Origin of the sequence: Oribacterium sp. P6A1 (genome assembly GCF_000702885.1) — a bacterium.
Taxonomy (GTDB): domain Bacteria; phylum Bacillota; class Clostridia; order Lachnospirales; family Lachnospiraceae; genus Oribacterium.
The window spans coordinates 70,465-92,317 of record NZ_JNKO01000002.1; the positions used below are offsets into that span (position 1 = coordinate 70,465).

General features: G+C 44.2%; 19 protein-coding genes and 1 other annotated feature (1 of these 20 cut by a window edge). Of the genes, 16 read left to right on the top strand and 3 right to left on the bottom strand.

The genetic code is table 11. The annotated features are described in order from the left end of the window. Nucleotides 1-159 precede the first annotated feature (159 nt). From T515_RS01625 to T515_RS01640, 4 genes are all read left to right on the top strand, one after another. Nucleotides 160-1,026 (top strand): hypothetical protein, encoded by an 867-nt coding sequence (locus T515_RS01625; protein WP_036606849.1) that lies wholly within the window; start codon nucleotides 160-162, stop codon nucleotides 1,024-1,026. A gap of 102 nt (nucleotides 1,027-1,128) precedes the next feature. Continuing rightward, nucleotides 1,129-2,184 carry an NAD(P)H-dependent flavin oxidoreductase gene (locus T515_RS01630; protein WP_036606851.1) on the top strand — a complete coding sequence of 352 codons (1,056 nt, stop codon included), beginning with the start codon at nucleotides 1,129-1,131 and terminating at the stop codon, nucleotides 2,182-2,184. A gap of 223 nt (nucleotides 2,185-2,407) precedes the next feature. Continuing rightward, on the top strand, nucleotides 2,408-4,843 hold the full coding sequence (gene lon / locus T515_RS01635; protein WP_036606854.1) for an endopeptidase La: 2,436 nt from the start codon (nucleotides 2,408-2,410) through the stop codon (nucleotides 4,841-4,843). Nucleotides 4,844-5,079: 236 nt separating this feature from the next. After that, nucleotides 5,080-6,735, top strand: a complete 1,656-nt coding sequence (locus tag T515_RS01640) for an acetolactate synthase large subunit (protein WP_242839307.1) — start codon at nucleotides 5,080-5,082, stop codon at nucleotides 6,733-6,735. 133 nt (nucleotides 6,736-6,868) lie between these two features. Here T515_RS01640 and T515_RS01645 read toward each other — a convergent pair whose 3' ends face one another. Beyond that, entirely contained in the window at nucleotides 6,869-7,183 is a 315-nt protein-coding gene (locus tag T515_RS01645) for a type II toxin-antitoxin system RelE/ParE family toxin (protein WP_036606860.1), read from the bottom strand. Between the two features lies 1 nt (nucleotide 7,184). Beyond that, on the bottom strand, nucleotides 7,185-7,460 hold the full coding sequence (locus tag T515_RS01650; protein ID WP_036606862.1) for a hypothetical protein: 276 nt from the start codon (nucleotides 7,458-7,460) through the stop codon (nucleotides 7,185-7,187). A gap of 314 nt (nucleotides 7,461-7,774) precedes the next feature. Between T515_RS01650 and T515_RS01655 the strand changes: the two genes are divergently transcribed. The 12 genes from T515_RS01655 (at nucleotide 7,775) to T515_RS01710 (ending at nucleotide 20,959) form a co-directional block, all read left to right on the top strand. Next, nucleotides 7,775-8,635 carry a GDSL-type esterase/lipase family protein gene (locus tag T515_RS01655; RefSeq protein WP_036606864.1) on the top strand — a complete coding sequence of 287 codons (861 nt, stop codon included), beginning with the start codon at nucleotides 7,775-7,777 and terminating at the stop codon, nucleotides 8,633-8,635. Nucleotides 8,636-8,869: 234 nt separating this feature from the next. After that, a complete protein-coding gene (locus T515_RS01660) occupies nucleotides 8,870-10,036 on the top strand; it encodes a leucine-rich repeat protein (RefSeq protein ID WP_036606866.1) in 1,167 nt (388 codons plus the stop codon). A 138-nt stretch (nucleotides 10,037-10,174) separates the two neighbouring features. Further along, nucleotides 10,175-11,770 carry a DUF2201 family putative metallopeptidase gene (locus tag T515_RS01665; RefSeq protein WP_036606868.1) on the top strand — a complete coding sequence of 532 codons (1,596 nt, stop codon included), beginning with the start codon at nucleotides 10,175-10,177 and terminating at the stop codon, nucleotides 11,768-11,770. An 86-nt stretch (nucleotides 11,771-11,856) separates the two neighbouring features. Continuing rightward, nucleotides 11,857-13,371 carry an ATP-binding protein gene (locus T515_RS01670; RefSeq protein ID WP_036607185.1) on the top strand — a complete coding sequence of 505 codons (1,515 nt, stop codon included), beginning with the start codon at nucleotides 11,857-11,859 and terminating at the stop codon, nucleotides 13,369-13,371. Nucleotides 13,372-13,570: 199 nt separating this feature from the next. Further along, nucleotides 13,571-14,188 (top strand): uridine kinase family protein, encoded by a 618-nt coding sequence (locus tag T515_RS01675; protein ID WP_036606870.1) that lies wholly within the window; start codon nucleotides 13,571-13,573, stop codon nucleotides 14,186-14,188. A 97-nt stretch (nucleotides 14,189-14,285) separates the two neighbouring features. Then, nucleotides 14,286-14,888: a membrane protein gene (locus T515_RS01680; protein ID WP_036606872.1), complete on the top strand. Its 603-nt coding sequence runs from the start codon at nucleotides 14,286-14,288 to the stop codon at nucleotides 14,886-14,888. 187 nt (nucleotides 14,889-15,075) lie between these two features. Then, the gene (locus T515_RS01685) at nucleotides 15,076-15,849 is read left to right on the top strand and encodes an energy-coupling factor transporter transmembrane component T family protein (protein ID WP_036606874.1); all 774 of its coding nucleotides are present in this window, start codon (nucleotides 15,076-15,078) and stop codon (nucleotides 15,847-15,849) included. 33 nt (nucleotides 15,850-15,882) lie between these two features. Continuing rightward, on the top strand, nucleotides 15,883-17,610 hold the full coding sequence (locus T515_RS01690; RefSeq protein ID WP_036606876.1) for an ABC transporter ATP-binding protein: 1,728 nt from the start codon (nucleotides 15,883-15,885) through the stop codon (nucleotides 17,608-17,610). A 26-nt stretch (nucleotides 17,611-17,636) separates the two neighbouring features. After that, complete coding sequence (locus T515_RS16265) at nucleotides 17,637-18,218, top strand: cysteine hydrolase family protein (RefSeq protein WP_051671323.1); 582 nt, start codon at nucleotides 17,637-17,639, stop codon at nucleotides 18,216-18,218. A gap of 18 nt (nucleotides 18,219-18,236) precedes the next feature. After that, the gene (locus T515_RS01700; protein ID WP_051671324.1) at nucleotides 18,237-19,259 is read left to right on the top strand and encodes a L,D-transpeptidase; all 1,023 of its coding nucleotides are present in this window, start codon (nucleotides 18,237-18,239) and stop codon (nucleotides 19,257-19,259) included. Between the two features lie 237 nt (nucleotides 19,260-19,496). After that, nucleotides 19,497-20,213 (top strand): C40 family peptidase, encoded by a 717-nt coding sequence (locus T515_RS18250; RefSeq protein ID WP_051671325.1) that lies wholly within the window; start codon nucleotides 19,497-19,499, stop codon nucleotides 20,211-20,213. Between the two features lie 398 nt (nucleotides 20,214-20,611). Further along, nucleotides 20,612-20,959, top strand: a complete 348-nt coding sequence (locus tag T515_RS01710) for an ArsR/SmtB family transcription factor (RefSeq protein ID WP_051671326.1) — start codon at nucleotides 20,612-20,614, stop codon at nucleotides 20,957-20,959. Between the two features lie 117 nt (nucleotides 20,960-21,076). On the opposite strand, the gene T515_RS01715 is transcribed toward T515_RS01710, so the two are convergent. Beyond that, nucleotides 21,077-21,526: an HIT family protein gene (locus T515_RS01715; protein WP_242839308.1), complete on the bottom strand. Its 450-nt coding sequence runs from the start codon at nucleotides 21,524-21,526 to the stop codon at nucleotides 21,077-21,079. Nucleotides 21,527-21,794: 268 nt separating this feature from the next. Then, nucleotides 21,795-21,853, top strand: a binding site (T-box leader); it runs 196 nt beyond the window's last position.

Below are 21,853 nucleotides of genomic sequence, written 5' to 3' on the forward strand. Positions count from 1 at the left end.
CGCACTCCTTGAAAATATTAGTGAAATAATTGAAAAATTTGCATGGATGAAAGATGGTGTTGATTCGGAGATATTAAACTTTTTTTGATTTTTGCCGATAAGAGAAGTACAGGGAATGAGTGTATAGTTAATCAAGGATAGATAGGAGATCAAACAAGGATGTTAGATATATATATTCATATTAGACCCATAACGTATGAGGATTGCGGCTTGCTGGGAGGCAGATCTGCCTTTGCGGCAGGTACGGAGCTGCATAACATAAGAGGGAAGAGCAGAGTGGATTTCATGGAGGAAGTACTCCATCTTCTCATCAGAAAATCAAAGTACGGCAGATTTATTTATCCATTCAAACGAATTGCGGTGTGTTTTATAGATCTGGATGGTGCTGTCAGTGTTGCGTACACAGGCGACGGCGATATAGAGAATAATGCATACTCATATATAGACAGTAAGGGAAGAACAGGAAAAGTCTTCAGGTATTATGATATCGGAGAGATGCTCTGCAAAAGAAATATACAGGTTTACGGAATCTTTCAGCAGCAGGACGATGATACCTACAGAGCCATAGGGAACATATCGAAGGAAAAAGATACCGGAGATATCTCTTCTCCGGAGGGTATATGGCAGGATAAGGAGCTGACTCATGGCTTTGATGTTGTGAGATGCCTTGACCTTCGCGGAAGCTGTAAGGCAAAGGTTGTGGAAGCTTCGTCTTTCCATAATTATGTAAAGTATGATCTGGGTGAGGATTTTTTCATCGAAGGTTATGACAATTACAATACAGGTTCCAGAGAATACTGGGTAGGAAGAGACTACACCAAGGAGAAGTACCTTCTTAACTGCTTTGAACTGGATGAGGAGGGAAAAGAAGAAATAGTCAGCTCCGATTGGAAGATAAGTGTTGACCGCAGGTTTGCGGAGATACTTTGTAAGCTTACAGACAGATACGAATATATCTTCATTGATAACGACTACAGGATATCCATGGCGGGTATCAATATAGAGAAAATAAAAGAGAAGCTTTGAGATGCTTTAAAATCCGTTTGACTTATATATGAAAAGAAACTAATCTATAAATTGCTATGGTTAAAAAATTTTAGCTAAAAAATATGAGCAAACGGAGATGATATGTCACTTTTGAAAATTCATGGAAAAGAGATAAAGATACCACTTATTCAGGGAGGAATGGGGGTTGGAGTTTCTCTTGAAAAGCTTGCGGGTGCTGTTGCGAAGTGCGGAGGCATGGGCTGTATCAGCACAGCAGATTGCGGTTACAGAGAAGAAGATTTTATGAGGGCTCCCGAGGAGGCCAATTTAAGAGCTCTTAAGAAGGAGATACAGAAGGCAAAGGAGATTTCAGAAGGAATGGGCCTCATCGCCATCAATGCCATGGTGGCAACACAGCAGTATGCCGAAGCTGTTAAGACTGCAGTAAAGAACGGTGTGGATGCTGTTATTTCAGGAGCGGGACTTCCGCTTGATCTTCCGGAGCATGTACCGGAGGGAGAAGCTCTTATAGCACCTATAGTATCAAGCGACAGGGCTTTCAAGGTTATCGCAAAGTCATGGGAAAGGAACTACCATCGTTTCCCTGATTTTGTTGTTCTTGAGGGACCTAAAGCCGGAGGACATCTGGGATTTAAAGAGAAGGAGCTTCTGGAGGGAAGCTGCGGATCTGTTACGGATATACTGAAAAAGCTGGTGGAAGCAGTAAAACCCTATGAGGAAGCCATAGGAAGAAGGATTCCTGTTTTTGCTGCCGGTGGAATCTGGGACAAGGCTGATATTGAGGAGGTTCAGGATCTCGGAGCAGCCGGCGTGCAGATGGCCACAAGGTTTATAGCTACCGAGGAGTGCGATGCATCCCGGGAATATAAGGAGACTCTCATTAAGGCTTCATCTCAGGATGTCAGAATCATTCACAGTCCGGTGGGTATGCCTGGAAGAGCACTGTTCACACCGCTTATCAAGAGGCTTGAAGAATCGGGCAGGATACCGCCCACTCATTGTTCCCGCTGCATCAAGACCTGTAATCCCGGTCAGGTGCCGTATTGTATCACCAGGGCTCTTATCGAAGCGGTAAAGGGCAACTATGAAGAGGGACTTTTCTTTACCGGGGCCAATGTTGAAAAGCTGACAGGCATGACAACTGTTCCGGAGCTGGTGAAGGAGCTGGGATTCTGAGCAGTTTGTAAAGTCGGAGAAAAGCTTTCTTTGGGGATAGGAGTCATTACTTCCGGAAATATCTTTCTAAACTTTTTGTGAACTGAGATTATATGGATTGACACCGGTTTAGGCCGGTGTTATTCTTTTTTTATTCGTTAGCACTCAATTTAATTGATTGCTAACAAGCGTAAACATTAGCCTATAAAGGCACAGTTCCCGAGAGGAACAGACAGGAGTATAAATGAAAGTATTACCACTCTATAATGTGTTGGTCTTACCAGATTCAAATATTTATTTTCAGACTCAGGCGTTTCGTGCTATTGCAGGAAACAATGTTTATCAGGGAGATTCTGTGACTATCCTTGTTATGAAGGAACAGCAGATCCGGGAGCAGATAACTGATAAGAGCTTTTATCCCATCGGTGTTGAGGGAAAGATTGAAGAGATAAGCGGAGAAGGCTACGTAATCATAAAGACCGAGAATCGTGTGGATGTAAAGGAAATTGCTGTGAATGATCAGCATGAGATATTTGTTGACACGGTAAAGCGGGACAGCATCAAGGATATGGATGTAAATGAGGCCCGGCAGAGACTTCTTAAGATCAAGGTTGACCTGAAGGAGCTGGTATCCAGATTCCGTTGGGGATCCATTATGGAAAGCCATATTGATCAGTATACTTCCATAGAAGAGGCTGCGGCGGTTCTCAGCTCGTGGATATCCATTACCAATGAGGAGAGATATGCCGTACTGGAGATGGATTCTGAAAAGGAGAGGTTCGAGGCTCTTGAGAAGATAATCTATGAGTATGCCGAAGTGACCAGGGTAACTACCGATGCCCAATTCGCGCAGCAGGAAGACTATCAGAAGCTGTACAAGGAGAATGCACTTAAGAAGCAGATCGACTACCTCCAGAAGGAGCTGGACGAGATGCATCCTGAGCAGGTGACTGAGGTCCGTAAGTTCGAGCTGAAGATTCAGGAATCAGAGATGAACGAAGAGGCGAGAAGGGAAGCGGGCAAGGTACTTAACCGTCTAAAGAATGACGGCGACAATTCTGCCGAGTCAGGTATGCTTTATGACTATCTCGACTTTGTAACGGGACTCTCCTGGAAGAAGGAGGAACCTGAGCAGATTGATCTTTCGGAAGCTGAGAAGATTCTTGATGAGGATCACTTCGGAATGAAGAAGGTGAAGGAGAGAATCATTCAGCAGATAGCTGTGATGAATCTGAAGAGAAAACAGTCAGGCTCCATCATTGTATTTGTGGGTGCTCCTGGAACCGGTAAGACTTCCATAGGAAAGTCCATCGCAAAGGCTCTCCACAGGAAATATGTGAGAGTATCTCTCGGCGGTGTCAAGGATGAGGCGGATATCAGAGGTCACAGACGTACATACATCGGTGCCATGCCGGGACGTATCATGGATGGAATAAGCAAGGCCGGAGTATCAAATCCCGTTATGGTTCTTGATGAGATCGATAAGCTTTCAAGCTCCTACAACGGAGATCCCGCAAGCGCACTTCTCGAGGTGCTGGATCCGGAGCAGAACAACACCTTCACAGATCACTACATGAATGTGCCCTATGACTTAAGTGATGTGTTGTTCATCTGTACCGCCAATACTCTGGATACTATTCCGGGTCCGCTTCTCAACCGTATGGAGGTGATTCAGTTCCAGGGCTACACACCCAGAGAGAAGTTCCAGATAGCGGAGAAGCATCTGCTTCCCAAGGCTCTGGATGCCGTTGGTCTGAATCCGGGAGACATTAAGGTTAATGATGATGCCTTGGAAACTATTATTTCCGATTACACCCGGGAAGGCGGCGTCAGAGGTCTTAAGAAGAGACTGGATACCCTTTGCCGTATAGCGGCGGTGAAGTTTGTCAGGGAGAATGGGGTGCCGGAGATCGAAGATAAAACGGATGGTAAAGCCGTGAATCTGACAGAAGATACGGTTTCAGTGGATGCAAGTGTAAAACATGATGTAATATCCGGAGATGGCCTCCAGGAATCCGGAGAAGAGAAAGAAACAGCTGTCTGCATAGAACCAAAGATAGTTGTGACAAAGGAAGAGCTTCGGGAATATCTGGACATGCATGCTCTGACTCATAACAAGGTGAAGGATGAGGCACGTCCCGGTGTAGTGACCGGTCTTGCCTGGACTCAGGTGGGAGGCGAGATACTTTACATCGAGTCACTGTTCACAAAGGGAGAGGGTAAGACTGTAGTAACGGGACAGCTTGGAGATGTGATGAAGGAGTCTGTGCAGATCGCACTTTCACTGGTCAAGGCGAAATTCCCTGAGCTTGCTTCAAAGTTCAAGGAGAACGATCTCCACATTCATGTGCCTGACGGCTCAACTCCGAAGGATGGTCCTTCAGCGGGAATCACCATGACAACGGCTCTTGCATCCCTTGTAACAGGACGTCCGGTTTCTCCTCACATCGCCATGACAGGTGAGATTTCCCTTGAGGGAACCGTTAATGCCATAGGCGGACTTCCGGAGAAGCTTATGGCGGCAGAGCGCGCCGGAGTCACAAAGGTATTTATTCCGAAGGATAATGTTGAAGACCTCCGTGATGTGGCTTCCGAGGTAAAGGACAAGCTGGAGATCATTCCTGTGGAGTATGTTGAGGAAGTACTCAAGGCTGCAGGAATTATGACAGAGGATAAATGAATTTCTGTTATGGCTGACATTAAAAACCGGCAGTTGTGAATTGACATACGTGGTGATACGGTTTTAGGAGACAAACTGTGAGACGGTGATCCTGAGAAAGGTATACTAAAGAATCCGGAATTCAGGATAAGCATCAGTCTGTCATAAATTTATACAGTATATATTGAGTGCAATGGGGCAAATGATTAAATCATTTGCCCCATATTGTTTTATAGAAACGTATGCGGAGGACAGATATGAACGTAGCGGAGATGGTTGTAAAAGCCCTTGAACATGAACAGGTGGAATATGCTTTTGGCATTCCGGGAGAGGAAAATCTGGACCTGGTCAGGGCTCTTGATAAGTCGGAAAAAATTGAAACCATCATCGTCCGCCATGAACAGGGTGCTGCTTTCATGGCGGATGTTTACGGAAGACTCACAGGAAAGGCAGGAGTCTGCTTTTCCACCCTTGGACCGGGAGCCACCAATCTGATTACCGGTGTGGCAGATGCAAACGGTGATGGTGCACCACTGGTTGCCATAACCGCACAGGTTTCAACGGACAAGATACCACTGACTTCTCATCAGTATCTGGATCTGGAGGCATTGTTCCAGCCCATCACAAAGAGAACCAAAATGATAATGTCCAGAAACTCTGTAAATGAGATCGTGCGTCTCGCTTTTAAATATGCTGAGGGAGAGAAGCCGGGAGCTTCGCATATCTGTATACCCCAGGATGTGGCGGAAGAAGAGGTGCCCGAGGGAGTTTCACAGAAGCTTCTCCACAGGCCGGTAAAAGGGAAGGAGTATGCGGATAAAAATGAGCTTGAGGAGGCCGCGGCCATAATCAACAGATCCCAGAGACCGGTTATCCTGGTGGGACATTCGGCGGTGCGGTCCCATGCCGAGAAGGCGCTTACGGCATTTGCGGAAAAACTCCATATCCCCGTCATTAATACTATGATGGCAAAGGGAATCATTTCATATACAAGTGAATATTTTCTTTCCACCATAGGCATCCCCCAGAGAGACTACCCCAATATTTGTCTCGACATGGCGGATCTCGTAATATGTATAGGCTATGACATAGTTGAGCTTGCTCCGTCGAAGTGGAATGTGGATGGAAAGCATACCATCATTCACATGGACTCAAGACCTGCCCATGTAAACAAATTGTACCAGCCTGAGGTGGAGGTGGTAGGTGACATAGAGAATTCACTGGAGGAGCTGCTTCTCTATGTGGATGCAAAGAAAAAACCGGAAGTCTTCTTCGATATAAAGAAGTCCTTTGAAACAGAAAATGCAGAGTATAAGACAGACGATTCTTTCCCGGTAAAGCCCCAGAGGCTTTTAAGCGACGTAAGAAAGATCCTTGGACCCGATGACATAGTTTTATCGGATGTGGGAGCTCACAAGATGTGGATTTCCAGACATTATGAATGCTATAAGCCCAATACCTGCATCATTTCAAACGGCTTTGCCACCATGGGAATATCTCTTCCCGGGGCTATAGCGGCCAAGCTTGTGCATCCGGAAAACAGAGTCATAGCCATAACCGGAGACGGCGGATTCATGATGAATTCCCAGGAGCTGGAAACGGCGGTGCGCCTTAAGCTCAACATAGTTGTTCTGATACTTAATGACAGCAGCTACGGACTCATCAAATGGAAGCAGAATGACCGCTTTAATGAAAGCTTCTGTGTTGATTTTACAAATCCGGATTTTGTGATGCTGGCTGAATCCATGCATGCAAAGGGATTCAGAATAGAAAGCACAGATCATCTTATAGAGACTCTGGAAGAAGCTTTCCGGTGTGAAGGACCGGCAGTTATCGACTGCCCTGTTGATTACAGTGAGAACGAGAAACTGAGCCGGCATCTTAGAGAGGTCATGGAGAGATACAGGCAGTGACAATATTTACAAAGCCGAAGGGCTGAATCTTGATTAATCCATCGAGAATCAGCTGTTCGGCTTTTTTGCCATGATGAATATTATAAAAACCTTCGGCAAAGTTTTGGATAAATAATAACGTCAATTTCGTTATTTACATTGAACCTAAAACAAGCTTCATATAGTTGCTTCGGTTATAAAGAATTCTTCCTACCTCGACTTTGTTGGCTCTGATCCGATAGAAGGCATTATATTTTTTGCAGGAAATATAATAAATCCCTGTAAAGACATCTTCATAACAAAGACGCTTTCCAAGTTTTGGGTTTTTACAGATTTCTTTAAGTTCATTTCTTAAGGCTGAAATGTAGTTATCAGTGGTACTTAAATCCGTTGATGAAGTGTAAACTTCATTCCATACCTGATCTAAATCTTCCAAAGCTGCAGGAGAATAAACTAATTCATAATACATGTCATTTCTCCATCAGTTGTCGCTTCTTTTGAAAGTGTTTATCAACATCGTCGTCGCTGATCCATCCTGATTCTTCTCCCGATAAGAAACCTTGGTTGAGCTCATTCATGAGTCTGACCATGGCCCTTGCCTTGTCAAATAATTCATCATCTTCTATTTTATGGATACTATATTCGCCATGACCGTTCTTGGTAAGGTAGACCGGCTTGCCTGCTTCTACCTTATCTAATATTTGCCCATAATTTCTTAATTCTGATATAGGTGCTATTGTCGGCATGATATTACCTCCCTGACATTAAAAATTTGGATTTAGATTAATTTGATTATAAGTTAATTGCTATATGTTTCAATGTATTATTCGTAAAAACTTTCGAAAAAATCGCTATTTTTGCTGTATTGCTTCATCGTAAGACAGTGTAAGAATTAGTATGAAAGGTTACACAGGGAATAATGCAGATGCTGGATAAAGCCTGAACAAGACACTTATATCATTAAATCGTAAGAGGGTTTCATAGAATCTATACTTGTTTTGGCAGGGCTATGAATCTAAAATAACTGTTAAGTTATAGAGATATTATGAGGAAGGTGAATATGAAACTTATATATAAAAGATTTCGTGATCTTGTTAAGGCAGCTGTCCTTATGACAACAGTTCTCAGTGTGGTTGGAGGATGTGCGACCACAGCCCTTGCCTCCACTAAGGTGGCCTGCATAGGGGATTCTCTTACCAGGGGATATCTTCTTGATAATGAGGCAGATTCCTATCCGGCACAGCTTCAGAAGGCTTTGGGCGGAGGCTTCGAAGTTAAGAACTTCGGACAGACTGCATCCTATGTTATAGATGATGGGCCCCTTGAGTATGTGGACACCGAGATGTATCCGGAAAGTGTCAAGTATGATGCGGACATACTGATATTCATGTTCGGCGCCAATGATATCCGCGCATATAACTGGACTCCCAAGTATTTTGAGAATCAGTACAGAGAGGTGGTTGAAACTTATTTAAGGAGCAATAGGGTAAGGAAGATTTATTTCATAATTCCGCCTGAGGCCAGGGATGAGTATTTCGGGCTACAGAGAAATGCTGTTGAACCTACACTTAAGCTTGCGGGTGGACTTGGAGCCACTGTCATAGACAGCTATAATCTCGCTATAGGCCATCCTGAGTATTATATGCCGGATAAAGTACATCTCTACGGAGAGTTTTACGGTAAGCTTTCAAACCTTGTGGCTTCTGCCATAAAGGGAGAGGCCGAGGCTCAGGAGATATCAGGAGTAAAATATATCAATGCGCCAGAGGAAAACATAACTCAAGAAGTAAGTCAGGAGAATAATGAGCTTTTTGCAGCAGCGGAGAAAGCAAAGGCTGAGAGAGATGCGGCCAATGCCGAAGCGCTGAAAGCTTTGATTGAGGCTCATCCTGATTACGAGACCACAGGACTTTGGGACTGAGCTTTTACCGGAAGGAGAACTTTGATGAACATGATCATCAAGGTTCTCCTTCGTTTTATTTTTAAGCGTGTTCAGATGAAAGAGATATGGTGGTATTATAGGAAAGATTGCATGATTAAAATTTATAAAGAATTAAATTGCGCAAAATACAATTTTATATTACCTTTAGAATGAACGAGATAGTATATAGATAGATGAGAGGATTTCTGCTCATTTTTGAGCGGTGAAATATACATGAGTTTAACTTACGAAATTAGAAATGATAAAGGAAATACCATAGCCTGTGTAACTGGATATGAGGGGAGCATAAAGAATCTGAATATTCCGGAATACATGGTCCTTGAAAAGGAAGAGAATACAGGCCGCCGAAGTTTTGAGGATGTCGGCACAAAGGAAGATGCTTCCGGTTCCGGGTTTACAGGCGAAGGAGCACTGATTCCTGTCACTGAAATCAATAACAGGGCCTTTGCATCAAGGACTGATCTTGAGACAGTGACACTTTCCGACAAGATCAAAAAGATACGTCCTTATGCTTTTCACAGCTGTCATCATCTTCATTATCTGAGTCTTACGGATGGTGTGGTGGATTATTATGACGGAGCCCTGCGTCAGTGTCAGGAACTTCAGGAAGTGGAAATAATTTTTAATAAGAAGAACAGTTTCAGACTGCTGAAGGAAATGATAGGAGACGGTGATGCCATGATTCCTGTACTTATTCACTTTCCTGTAGATGAAGAGCTCCAAAATGTGGATGAACTTCTGTCAGAGCTTCCTGAGAGAGCTGTGAAGAGGGTCAGTGCAGAGCTTCCGGATGGAGGTTCAGAAATAATGACTATTGTTACAGCAGCGCTTACATTTCCATCATATGCGGATAATTATGAGGAGGATACCTTCAGCAGAGCTTTTCATGAGCATATAGAGGGTTCCGGTTATGTGACAAGACAGCTGGTTACCAGAACAGACATTGATTTCACAGGTTACGACAGATTGTTTTCGAGATTTATCTATGATGAACCTGCCAGCGCTGTCAATGCAGCTTTCGGCAGACTTATGTATCCCTACAGACTTAGCGAAGAGTTCAGGAAGCAGTATGAGGATTATCTGAGAGAGAAGAGTCCGGAGATACTTCCAAAGCTCATAGCGGGATATAATGCACCACGCTTCGGACATGAGGGAGAGCTCATATGGATTCCTCAGGATAAAACAAGGACTGAGGAGAGGATAAGGTTCATGGTGGAACAGGAGCTTATTTCGGAAGAAGCAGTGGCACCGGCTCTTAGGATGGCAGCAAAGGAAGGAGCAGTGACCACCAGCGCCCTGCTGATGGACTATCAGAACCGGTATTTCAGGAATAGGGATTCAGGAAAGGGAGCCTTCGGACCCGAGATATTTGAACTGTAAAAATATTTGATGGCAGACGGTAAAGGAATTTAAAATGCTGTCCAAGAACTATTTGATAAACAGGTATATTCGATGATGCCTGAGTATGAAGATATGATACCGGAACAGTAACAGAAACTGATTTTTGAGAGAAGATTTATGGCGGAGAAAAAACTGATGAAGGCCCATCAGGACCTTAGTGATTTCGGAAACAGAATATTGACGGAGGCTCGGACGGAGCTGTACCTCGCCATGCGTTTTATGGGAAGGGCTCTGGACAGCCTTTCTTACACCCTGGATCTCAGTACGCAGAGAATGGGTACAGATGCAAGGACAATACATTATAATCCGACCTTTGTATTTCATCTTTTTGTGGAGAGTCCGCAGAAACTGGACAGGCTGTATCTTCATATTATTCTTCACTGTATATTCAGGCACATGTTCACTTCGGACCAGTACGAGGATAAGGAGCTTTGGGACCTTGCAGCGGATATACAGGTGGAGTCGGTGCTGGATTCCATGGATTATGACATTATCAATCGTCCGGCCTATCCCTTCAGGGAGCAGTGGTATGAAAAACTTAAAGCGGAATGCAAGGTGCTGACGGCAGAGAGGATATACAATTATTTTAAACTTAACAACATAGATCTGGATACGAGGCTTCGGCTTCATGAAGAGTTTTACAGATGTGACCATCAGTTCTGGAAGAGACTGGAGGATGGGGAAGAAGGTCCTGACAAAGGGGACGAGAATTCTCCTGATAGTGATATGATGCCTCCGGAGGCTGCCTCTCCTGAAAATAAGGATAAAAACAGTGATCCTCCGGAAGAGGAGAAGCAAAATGAATCTTCCGGAGATTCCCCTGAAAAATCCGATGATTCAAAGGATGACAGAGATGCTTCCGGAAGATCTCATGGACCGGACGGAAAGGAGTCCACCGGAGATGCACCGGCTGATGGGGGGAATCCCGGAGCAAAAAGACAGGAAAAGGCAGGCAAAGGAGCCCCGCTTCATAATATCTCTCCCGAAGAGCTTGCTGAAAACTGGAAGGATACGGCAGAGCGGCTTAAGACTGAGCTTGAAACTTTTTCTAAGGATGCTTCGGATGAGACAGGCAGTCTCGGATGGGTGCTGGCTGCCCAGTACAGAAAGGAAACGGACTTCAGAGAGTTTCTCAGAAAGCTTACGGTGGTGAGAGAGGAAACAAGGGTGGATCCCGACAGCTTTGACTACGGTTACTACAACTATGGTATGGAATTTTACGGGAATATGCCTCTTATAGAGGAGAATGAATTCTGTGAGGACAGGAGGATATCGGATCTGGTCATCGCTATAGATACTTCGGCCTCAACGAAGCAGGAGCAGGTTCAGAAGTTTCTTAATGAAACGGCTGCGCTTCTTAGGAACAGGACCACCTTCTTCAAACAGATAAGGGTTCATATAGTTGAATGTGATGACCGGGTTCAGAGGGATGTGACATTACAGAAGCCTGAAGAGATAGAGGAGTATGCGGAGAACTTCCAGATGAGGGGAGGTTACGGTACGGATTTCCGGCCGGTATTTGAGTATATCGAGGAGCTCCGGAAAAAGAGGGAGCTTCCGGAGATGAAGGGAATGCTCTATTTTACAGACGGTTATGGCCGGTATCCCGAGAAGCAGACGGACTATGATACAGCCTTTGTCTTTGACCCCCTCGGAGATATCAATGACAAGGATGTGCCGGATTGGGCAATGAAGCTTTACTTGAAAGAATAAATCGCTGAATCCGATCATAGATAATTGGATACATGTACTCTATTTCAGAGAGACGATAGTCATTAATGATAACAGGCGGAGAGAATATGAATATAAAAGAAGCAAAGCAGGAAGTTGTAAATACAGTTAAAGCCTATCTCATGAAGGATGAGACAGGAGCCTACAGGATACCTGTGGAGAAGCAGAGACCGGTACTTCTTATGGGACCTCCCGGAATCGGTAAGACTGCCATCATGGAGCAGATAGCTGAGGAGCTTAACATTAACCTTGTATCCTACACCATAACTCACCATACGAGGCAGTCGGCCATAGGCCTTCCGTATATCAGTAAGAAAAAATACGGTACGGAGGAGTATTCTGTTACAGAATACACCATGTCAGAGATCATTGCGGCGATCTATGACCAGATTGAGAAATCGGGAGTTAATGAGGGCATACTTTTCCTGGATGAGATAAACTGCGTGTCGGAGACATTGGCACCTACCATGCTGCAGTTCCTTCAGTACAAGACCTTCGGTTCCCACAGAGTCCCTGAGGGATTTGTGATAGTGACTGCGGGAAATCCCCCTGAGTACAACAAGTCGGTAAGGGATTTCGATATAGTTACTCTGGACAGAGTGAAGAGGATCGATATAGCCGAGGACTATTCGGTGTGGAAGGAATATGCCTATAAGATGGATGTTTCCGGGGCCATCCTTGCATATCTTGAGATAAAGAAGGAAAATTTCTATTCAGTTAAGGCGGGGCTTGAGGGTAAGCACTTTGTTACCGCAAGAGGCTGGGAGGATCTGAGCCGTATAGTTAAGGTTTATGAGGACATGGGACTTCCTGTAACGAGAGATCTGGTGGGGCAGTACATAGGTGATCCTGAGATCGCAAGAGATTTTGCCACCTATTATGAGCTTTACAACAAGTATCGAGTTACTTATCAGGTCCCTGAAATACTTGAGGGCAATTTCCCTAAGGACCTTTCTGCAATCATTTCTGCTTCCTTCGATGAAAAGCTGTCTCTTCTCGGACTTATGGTGGATACTCTTAACCATGAGTTTAGACATTATGCCGAGCAGCTTGACATACAGAGAGCGGTTTTCGGAGAGGTTAAGAAGCTTAAGGAGCTGTCTGAAAAGGCCGGTGGAAAATGCGATCTTCTTGACGCTCTTCGTACAAATCATGATGCTATGAAGCTTCATATGGAGAGGAGCATAAAGGCTCACATGCTCAGCCGTTATCAGTTAAGGATACAGAAAAAGACACTTCTTGCCCTTGAGGAGCTTGAAAACAAGATGACTCTTACCGGAGGGGATAACGAATCCCTTTACGGAATCGCAAAGCAGTGGTTCACAGAAAGAGAGTCTGCGAGGGCTCTTTCCATAAACAAGACCGGTGGGCACCTTACCAATGCTTTCGCTTTCATCAACAGGGCTTTTGGCGAGGGACAGGAGCTGGTCATCTTCCTCAGTGACATTAATGCCGGTTTCTACAGTCTTAAGTTCATATCCGAGTGCGGAAATGATGCGTACTATAAGTATAATGAGTACCTTTTACTGAAGGATCAGCGGGCAAAGCTCAGGGAAGAGGTGCTGAAGGTTATGGAGCTGTAAGGGCTGATATGGCAAGCTTGACATCTTTGTGACAAACCTCTATGATTTAACTCATATTGTGCAAAAATAAATACAAAGCAGTACAAAGCAGGCGATAGCCGGGCGTTGTACCACCGGTGCCGGCATTTCCATAATCGGGGATGGAACTTTAGCGCCAAAACGCAAAAGGATTAAGGCACTGAGGTTTCAAGGTAGAGTAATGAATAATATGAGACAGAGGCAGGTGCAGAACAGGAAACGGTTTTTGCCTGCAGTGTTAGCTATAGAGGAGCTTATAAGAAGCGGTGATGAACGGATCATCATCGCGATAGATGGGCGTACAGGGGCAGGCAAGACTACGGTTTCCAAGTATCTTCATGAGAAGTTTGGCGGTAACCTGTTCCATATGGATGATTTTTATCTCCAAAGCCATCAGAGAACAAAAGAACGTTTGATGGAGGTTGGAGGAAACGTGGATTATGAGCGTTTCAAACGGGAAGTTCTTGATGTTGTGGAAAGAGGAGAGGTGGTTCATTACCGTCCCTTTAACTACCATACCATGGACTTTGATGCAGAATTCGCAAGAGATATTCCGCCAAAGAGACTTAATATCATAGAAGGTACCTATTGTTTGAATCCCTATTTCGGAGATCCATATGACCTCCGTATATTCATGGATGTTGAATACAATCAGCAGATTGAGAATGTGATCGAAAGGGAGGGGACTTCTGAGCTTGATGATTACATCGACAAGTGGATACCTAAGACAGATATCTATATAGAGAGAATGGGCGTACAGGAAAGATGCAACATAAGCATTGCATTTTCAAAGGATTGACTCCCAATTTCTTAAAATTAGTATATAATAATGGCAGTTTTTATTCATTTATCCATGTTCAAAATGAAAATCATTTAAAACGAAGGGGAGATAAAATATGGGTAAGCTTTTCAAAACTAATTTCTCAACTGCAGTGATCGTTCTGATTCCTGCCTGCATCGGTATCAATTATATCGGCAAGCTTTTTGCTCAGGTGCTTAAGCTTCCGCTCTGGCTTGATTGTATCGGAACATGCATAGGTGCCATCCTTGGCGGACCTGTAATCGGAGGCATCTGCGGTGCGGCCAACAACCTTATCTACGGATTTACAACAGGAGACAATATCACTCTGGTTTACGCACTTACATCACTTTTCATAGGTATTTCTGTAGGTGTTATGTCGAGACTCGGATTTATGGAGAGTTTTCCCAAGGCAATGATCACAGCCTGTGTCGGCGGTCTTGCAGCAGTTATCGTTTCCACACCCCTCAACATCATTTATTGGGGAGGCCAGACCGGAAACGTATGGGGAGATGCTGTTTTTGCAGCAACCCAGGCTGCCAACTTACCTGTATGGTTAGGATCACTTCTCGATGAGCTGGTAGTGGATGTACCTGACAAACTTATTACAGGTGTCATCGTATATCTTATAGTCAGCAAGCTTCCCGGGAAGCTCACATCACTCTATGATGCAAATGCAGTGGTTGAGTCACTTGATTAATGCCTTGTTTTTGTTAAACTGATAACGGAACATTGAAACTTAAGCGGTCATGTCTGTCATGGCCGCTGTTTTATTCTCGATAAGGCCTTCACGCGGGCGTTGTGCTTGCACAAAAGCATATGTGAAGGCCAACGTGGAATAGAGCAGGGTGTATTTCCACTACTCTGTTAAAGGATCTATATAAAATATGAAATCTATATCACTTTATTCCGATAACGGCTCATGGCTTGTAAAACTTCATCCTTTTTCAAAGATGTTCTATCTGGTGGCGGCAATTCTTATTCCTCTTATATCCGGACGTCTGTTTATGTTCGCAATTACGGTATTCATAAGCATCTGCATGCTGGGAAGTGCCCGGATGCTGAAAAAAGCGCTGCCTCTTATAGCGTTTTCATTTACCATCATATTGACCATTTTTATAATTCAGGGAATCTTTTATAAGGACAATGACTCCCTTCTGCTTTCTCTCGGTCCTGTGAACTTTTACAGAGAGGGACTTTTGTACTCGGCCCATATCGGTTTTAACATCCTGAATATGCTGCTGAGCTTTTCTGTACTGGTGCTTTCCACCAGCCCTTCCGAACTTGTGGAAGAACTTGAAAAAAAGGGTTTCAGTCCGAAGTTTGGATACATAATTAATTCTGTCTTTCAGATAGTTCCGGAAATGATGGGGACCATGCACACCATTTCAGATGCGCAAAGAAGCCGCGGAATGGAAACCGAGGGTAAACTGATGACGAGAATAAAGGCCTTTCTGCCTCTCATTTCCCCTGTAGTAATGTCCGCCCTGACTTCCACCCGGGAAAGAGCAATAGCACTTGAGGTAAGGGGCTTTGGATCAAAGGTGAAAAAGACATATCTTTACAGTCATCCTTACAGCACTGCGGATCAAATCATGAAGTGGGTGAGCATCCTTTGCTTTCCGGCAGTCATCATCCTTAGAGTGACAGGTATTCTGTAAAAGAATTAATCAAATATGACCAAGGAGCTTGTAATGTCTCTGATTGAAATAAAAAATCTAAAATATCGTTATCCTGGAACAACCGAGCTTGCCCTTGATGATATAAGCCTTAGTATTGAAAAGGGGGAGTTCATAGGAATAGCCGGGGAGAACGGTGCCGGAAAGAGCACACTTTCCCAGGCTCTTCTCGGACTCATACCACAGTTTTATAAGGGTGCATACGGTGGTTCTGTGGTTGTGGACGGCCTTACGGCAAAGACCGCGCCGGTGGCCGAATTATGCAGTAAAGCCGGGCTGGTCTTTCAGAATCCCTTTAATCAGCTCAGCGGTGCCAAGGACACAGTTTATGATGAAGTTGGTTTCGGCCTGCAGAATCTGGGAACAGAGCCTTCTGAAATCCATGCCCGTGTTGAGGAAGTTCTGAAACGGTTCGGGATATGGGAGTATCGTGACAGAAATCCCTTTGATCTTTCCGGAGGGCAGCTCCAGAGAGTTGCCATAGCTTCGGTGCTGGCCATGAATCCAGGTATCCTGATCCTGGACGAGCCCACATCACAGCTTGATCCGGCAGGCTCCGAGGAAGTGTTCCATACCGTGGATGAGCTTACGGAAACCGGCATTACCATCATCATGATAGAGCAGAAAATCGAAAAGCTTGCGGAGTACTGTGATAAGATCATACTTATGCATCACGGAAGGCTCATTGATTTTGATACTCCGGAAAAGATCTTTTCAAGGGATGATCTCATGGAGTATGGCGTAATGCCTCCTGTCTATACTGAATTTGCAAGGAAGAATGCTCTGAGACTTCCTGACGGAAATTATCCTGTAACTAAGAAGGGGCTTCTGGAACTTATAAAATCCAGGGGTGTTGATCGTGAAAAACTTTTAACAGCGCTTTTGAAAATAATCAGTTCCGATGTCTGTGAACCGGGCATGGAAGGTGATAAAATAAAATCTCCGGGAAAAGGCTTTTCGGCAGAGGCTTCCGGTTCAGAATCATCAGACCGGACTTTTACCGTTGAGGACCTGCATTTTTCATATATAAAAGGAAATGAAATCTTTAATGGAATAAATCTTTGTCTGGACAGAAGACCTACCGCCATCATCGGACAGAACGGCGCCGGGAAGACAACCCTCGTTCGCATCCTGAAAGGACTTCTCAAGCCTGACAGCGGCAGACTTGATTTCAGAGGTCAGGATATAGCTTCAAAAACAGTTGCGGAGCTGGCAGGTAAAGTGGGTTATGTTTTCCAGAATCCTGACGACCAGATATTCAAATACAATGTTCTGGATGAGGTTATGTTCGGCCCTCTAAACATTGGCATGACTCGTGAAGAGGCAGCTGAAAGAGCTCATGAAGCCTTGAGGACCGTAGGACTTCAGGAGGTTTCAGGGAAGAATCCCTATGACCTTGAGCTTTCGGACCGTAAAATGGTGGCTATTGCTTCGGTTCTGGCCATGGATACGGATGTTATCATACTTGATGAGCCTACCATAGCTCAGGACTATAAGGGAAGGAAGAAGATCCGGGAGATAATAAGAGATCTTTCTTCAAAGGGAAAACTTGTCATAGCCATACTTCATGATATGGACTTTGTGGCTCAGTCATTTGAAAGAGTCATAGCCATGGCACACGGAGAAATCCTTGCAGACGGAACTCCGGATGAGATATTCAGAAATCATCCGGTTCTTGAAAAGGCGGCATTGAATCCGCCTCATCTTGTTTCCCTGATGGAAGAGCTGGAAATGGAAGCATGAGGTTTGAATGATTCGGAGGGTACAGAGTGAAAAAAGAAGATCTTATACTTGTCATAGATATGCAGAAGGTCTATACGGCCGGCGGGCCCTGGGCCTGCGGAAATGTGAAGAGAGCGGCAGGCAGTATATCAAAACTGCTTGACAGAGTGATAGATTTGGAGGATAAAGCTCCTTCCGCAATGCTGACACGTTTCATTGCGGCTGACATGGATGATGCCTCCGGAGTATGGTCGGAGTACAATGATGTGAACAGGGAAATAAACGAGGACCCTGTTATGAATGAGTTCATACCTGAGATTGCAAGATATGTAGAGGAGTTTCCCTATTTTGACAAGTGCACCTACAGCTGTTTTTCCCAGCCTTATGTGAGAGCGGCCGGGGATAAGGCCATGGTTCACGGCGGCGATATAGTGCTTACCGGTGTAGTGGCTGAATGCTGTGTGCTGTCGACGTTTTTTCAGGGAGCAGACCTTGGATATCATTTCATTTATCTTACCGATGCCTGTGCCGGGCTTGATGATGAAACCGAGGCTGCCGTTCTGAAAGTGCTTCAGGGGCTTTCTCCGCTGCATGTTGAATTTATGACAACAGAAGAATATTTAAAATGATGATAAGAGGGGTTAATCATGAAAAAATCAGTTTTTCGTTCGGTTGTTATTGCGCTGACGGTGAGTGCCATGATCAGTGCCAATGCTTATGCCGACAATTATGTGACAGAAGTTGCGGGGACGGACGCAGCGGCGGCTTCAGCGCAGGTTGGAGCAGCTGCGACTATGTCATATGAGGAGAAGATGGCGCAGGTGGCTGCAGTAAACGGTGTGAATTCAAACATGGACATGACAGCCATCAATCAAGCTGCAGCGTCTCCAGCGGAGGCTATGGCCACGGGACAAAAGATGGAATCGGTGAACGGCATGTCTGTTACCTATCAGATGGCAACTGGAGAAACGGTTGTTCTTGACGGAATCACCATAGCTTCCTGGGTTACCGGAAATGATGGCAATGTTGTCACAGTTGACCAAAATCAGGTGGCAGCGTATGTACAGGGCTTAAAGGATATGTATGATTCAAAAGGGGTCCAGACCTGGAACAGCGCAGACGGCACGGTAAAGACATTGGCAACAAGCTATGGATACTATATTGATCCGGCAGGTGAAGCTGCAGCACTTACGGCTGATATTCAGTCCCTTCAGTCGGTTGTGAGACAGCCTGTATATGCAGCGGTTGCGGCTCAGGGCGCCATGCCTCAGTGGGGCAATACATTTGTTGAAGTGGATATTTCTTCACAGCATGCATACTTCTATCAGGACGGAACATGTGTCTGGGAGAGTCCCATAGTTTCGGGAACAGCTACAAATCCGGGGAGAGCAACACCTACTGGTCTGTTTACCGTGAATTACAAGACCACAGACAGGGTTTTGAGAGGCCCTATAGGCAAGAACGGAAAGCCGACCTATGAGTCACATGTGGATTACTGGATGCCGTTTAACGGAGGCATAGGACTTCACGATGCAAACTGGAGATCCTCATTTGGAGGCGATATCTATGTGAACAACGGAAGTCATGGCTGTATCAACCTGCCTCATGACAGAGCACAGGCTTTGTACGGAATGATCGATAAAGGAACAGTTGTTGTTGTCTGTGACTGAAACGGGGTAAAATTCATCAGGATTTGTTCATAATTGCTTATAAATCCTTTAATTACGCCGATAATAGGGGTGCTGAAAAGGATTTGTTTGGTCGATTTTATAAATATTTTATAAAATTCCACTGTTTTTCATAAGGTTTTACTCAAGAAACGGTAAGGAATGTTTATAGTATCTTTAGGTCAAGTTCATATTTAAGTTTTAGAATAGCCTCTGTTGTGTGACAATGGAGGTTATTTTTTGATTATTAGAAAAGTATTATTTGGCAGTACAGAGGCCGGAGCTCAAGGGAAGGATAGATACAGATTCGTCTCTGCACCCTTAAGAAGAGGTGTGAAAAAACTTGGTGCTTCTGTTTTAGTAACAATGTTGGCTATAACGGCGTTTACAGTACCTTCTTTCGCAACAAGTAAAACTTATGACAATACATATCTGGAAGAAACAGTAAACGCAGAATATGAAAAAAGAATGAAAGCAGCAGAGAACTCATCTATAGAGGAAGGTGCGGTATCTACGGAGGGAACCAGCGGAGAAATCGACAATGCTGCACTAAGCATTCCGGAGGCAGAAAGCGTGGCTCAGGAGGCGGTTGACATCGCTATTGAGCAGAAGTCTTCCGGAGAAGCGGTTATTGAGTTTGCTTCACAGTTCATAGGAAATCCTTACAGATACGGAGGAAGCAGTCTTACTTCCGGAACAGACTGTTCGGGATTTGTTATGAGCGTATACAGAAACTTTGGGATATCATTGCCCCATTCTTCATCGGCACTTCGCTCTGTGGGAGTTCCGGTGGCAAGTCTTGCCGAGGCACAGCCCGGTGATATCATTTGTTATTCAGGGCATGTAGGTTTGTATCTGGGAGACGGCAGATTGTTATCTGCTCTTGGATCCCGTTATGGAATTACTATAAACAGCGCAACATACAAAAGAATACTGGCAATCAGAAGAGTAGTCTGAAGACATAGGGCAGATGTGAGGAAGGTGGGTTTTGCGGCAGGTCCTAAGGACATGGCTGCAGCGTCAGCCCTCTGGAAGAGATCCGATATCGGCTTTTGACACTCAATTATGGCATGATTTTGATATTTAAAGGGCTGCGTGGCATGTGAAAAAGATTTTTTTTGCCAGGCAGCTGATGTGAATAGATAATAAATTATGTGGATAAATTTAAGAGTTTTTATATAAAAACGGCAAAAAAGGAGCTTCGGCTCCTTTTTTTGTCCACATTATATGGATAAGTCTGTGTAAAAGTATAAAAGTTATTAAAAACGCAGAAAACTATGTTGATAACTTTGGGGAATTGTGCAAAAAAATTATTTATTTTTGACTTTTTTTATTAGTTATTTATAATTAGATATATGGGTGATAAAAAAGAAAACAAAGACAACAAAGATAACAAACTGATCATGCTTAAGGCTATCGCAAATCAAACCCGAATAGATATTCTGAAATGGCTGGCAGAGCCGGAGAAGTATTTTCCGGGACGCAAGGAAGAAAGTTTAAATGACATTGACTTTATGGGAGGGGTCTCAGTCACAGACATTCAGAAAAGGGCGGGAAAGGCGCAGTCTACCACGTCTCATGATCTTGACCTGCTTGTAAAGGCGGGATTTCTTGAAGTGAAGTATGTGGGAAGATACAGCTACTTCCGGCGCAATCAAAAGGCGCTGAAGAAGCTTGCGAAATACATCAAAAATGAGATATGACCTTAAAAAGGCTCCGGCTTAGGTTCAGCTTTTCGCTTTACAGCGCAGAGTTGAACAAAAGCCGGAGTCTTCTTGTTATCAGGAATTTCCTGTTTGGTTATATGGCTTCTTATCCCTTTACTTTGCTAAAATGGCCTCACGGATGGGAGCTGCGATCTTCTCAAGCTCAGCCTCGTCCGAGATTTTATTTTTGTCAGGATCCATGGCAAAGGTTCCGCCCCATTCAAACTGATCTTTGTACTTTGGAACGAGGTGCATGTGAAGATGATGACCTGTGTCACCGTACATACCGTAGTTGAGCTTGTCCGGGTTATATACCTTATGAATTGCATCAGCTACTGTGGTAACATCCGCGATAAAAGCATTCCTGTCCTCCAAAGAGAGTTCAAGCATCTCTGAAACGTGATACTTTGATGCAACTATACATCTTCCGGGGTGACTCTGCTCTTTGAAAAGATAAACTGTAGAAGCTGGAAGCTCGCAGATCTCATAGCCGAATTTTTTTACCAGTTCTCCCTTAGCGCAGTATGCGCAGTCAGGATGTTCTTTTGCCATATCCTGTGACATAAAATACCTCCGATTTGTAGCATCAGCTCCTTTTGACATGAGTCAAAAGGACTGAAAATATTGCCGGTTCAATGGGGAACCGTTACCTGAACTGTTTTATGTAATCGCTTACATTGCTAGTATATCACTATGTCCTGCTATAAGATAGGATATTTTCTGTTTATTTATAATATTACCTAAGGTTATATAATAGCCGGATAAACATAAAAAAATGCCATTTGAAACATTTTTTATTATGATTATATTTAGTAGTTGAATAATTTAAAGCGTAAAAGCGTTGAAGGAGAAGAGCGTTTACAGGAGTTCTCTTCAGAGAGCGATGGATGG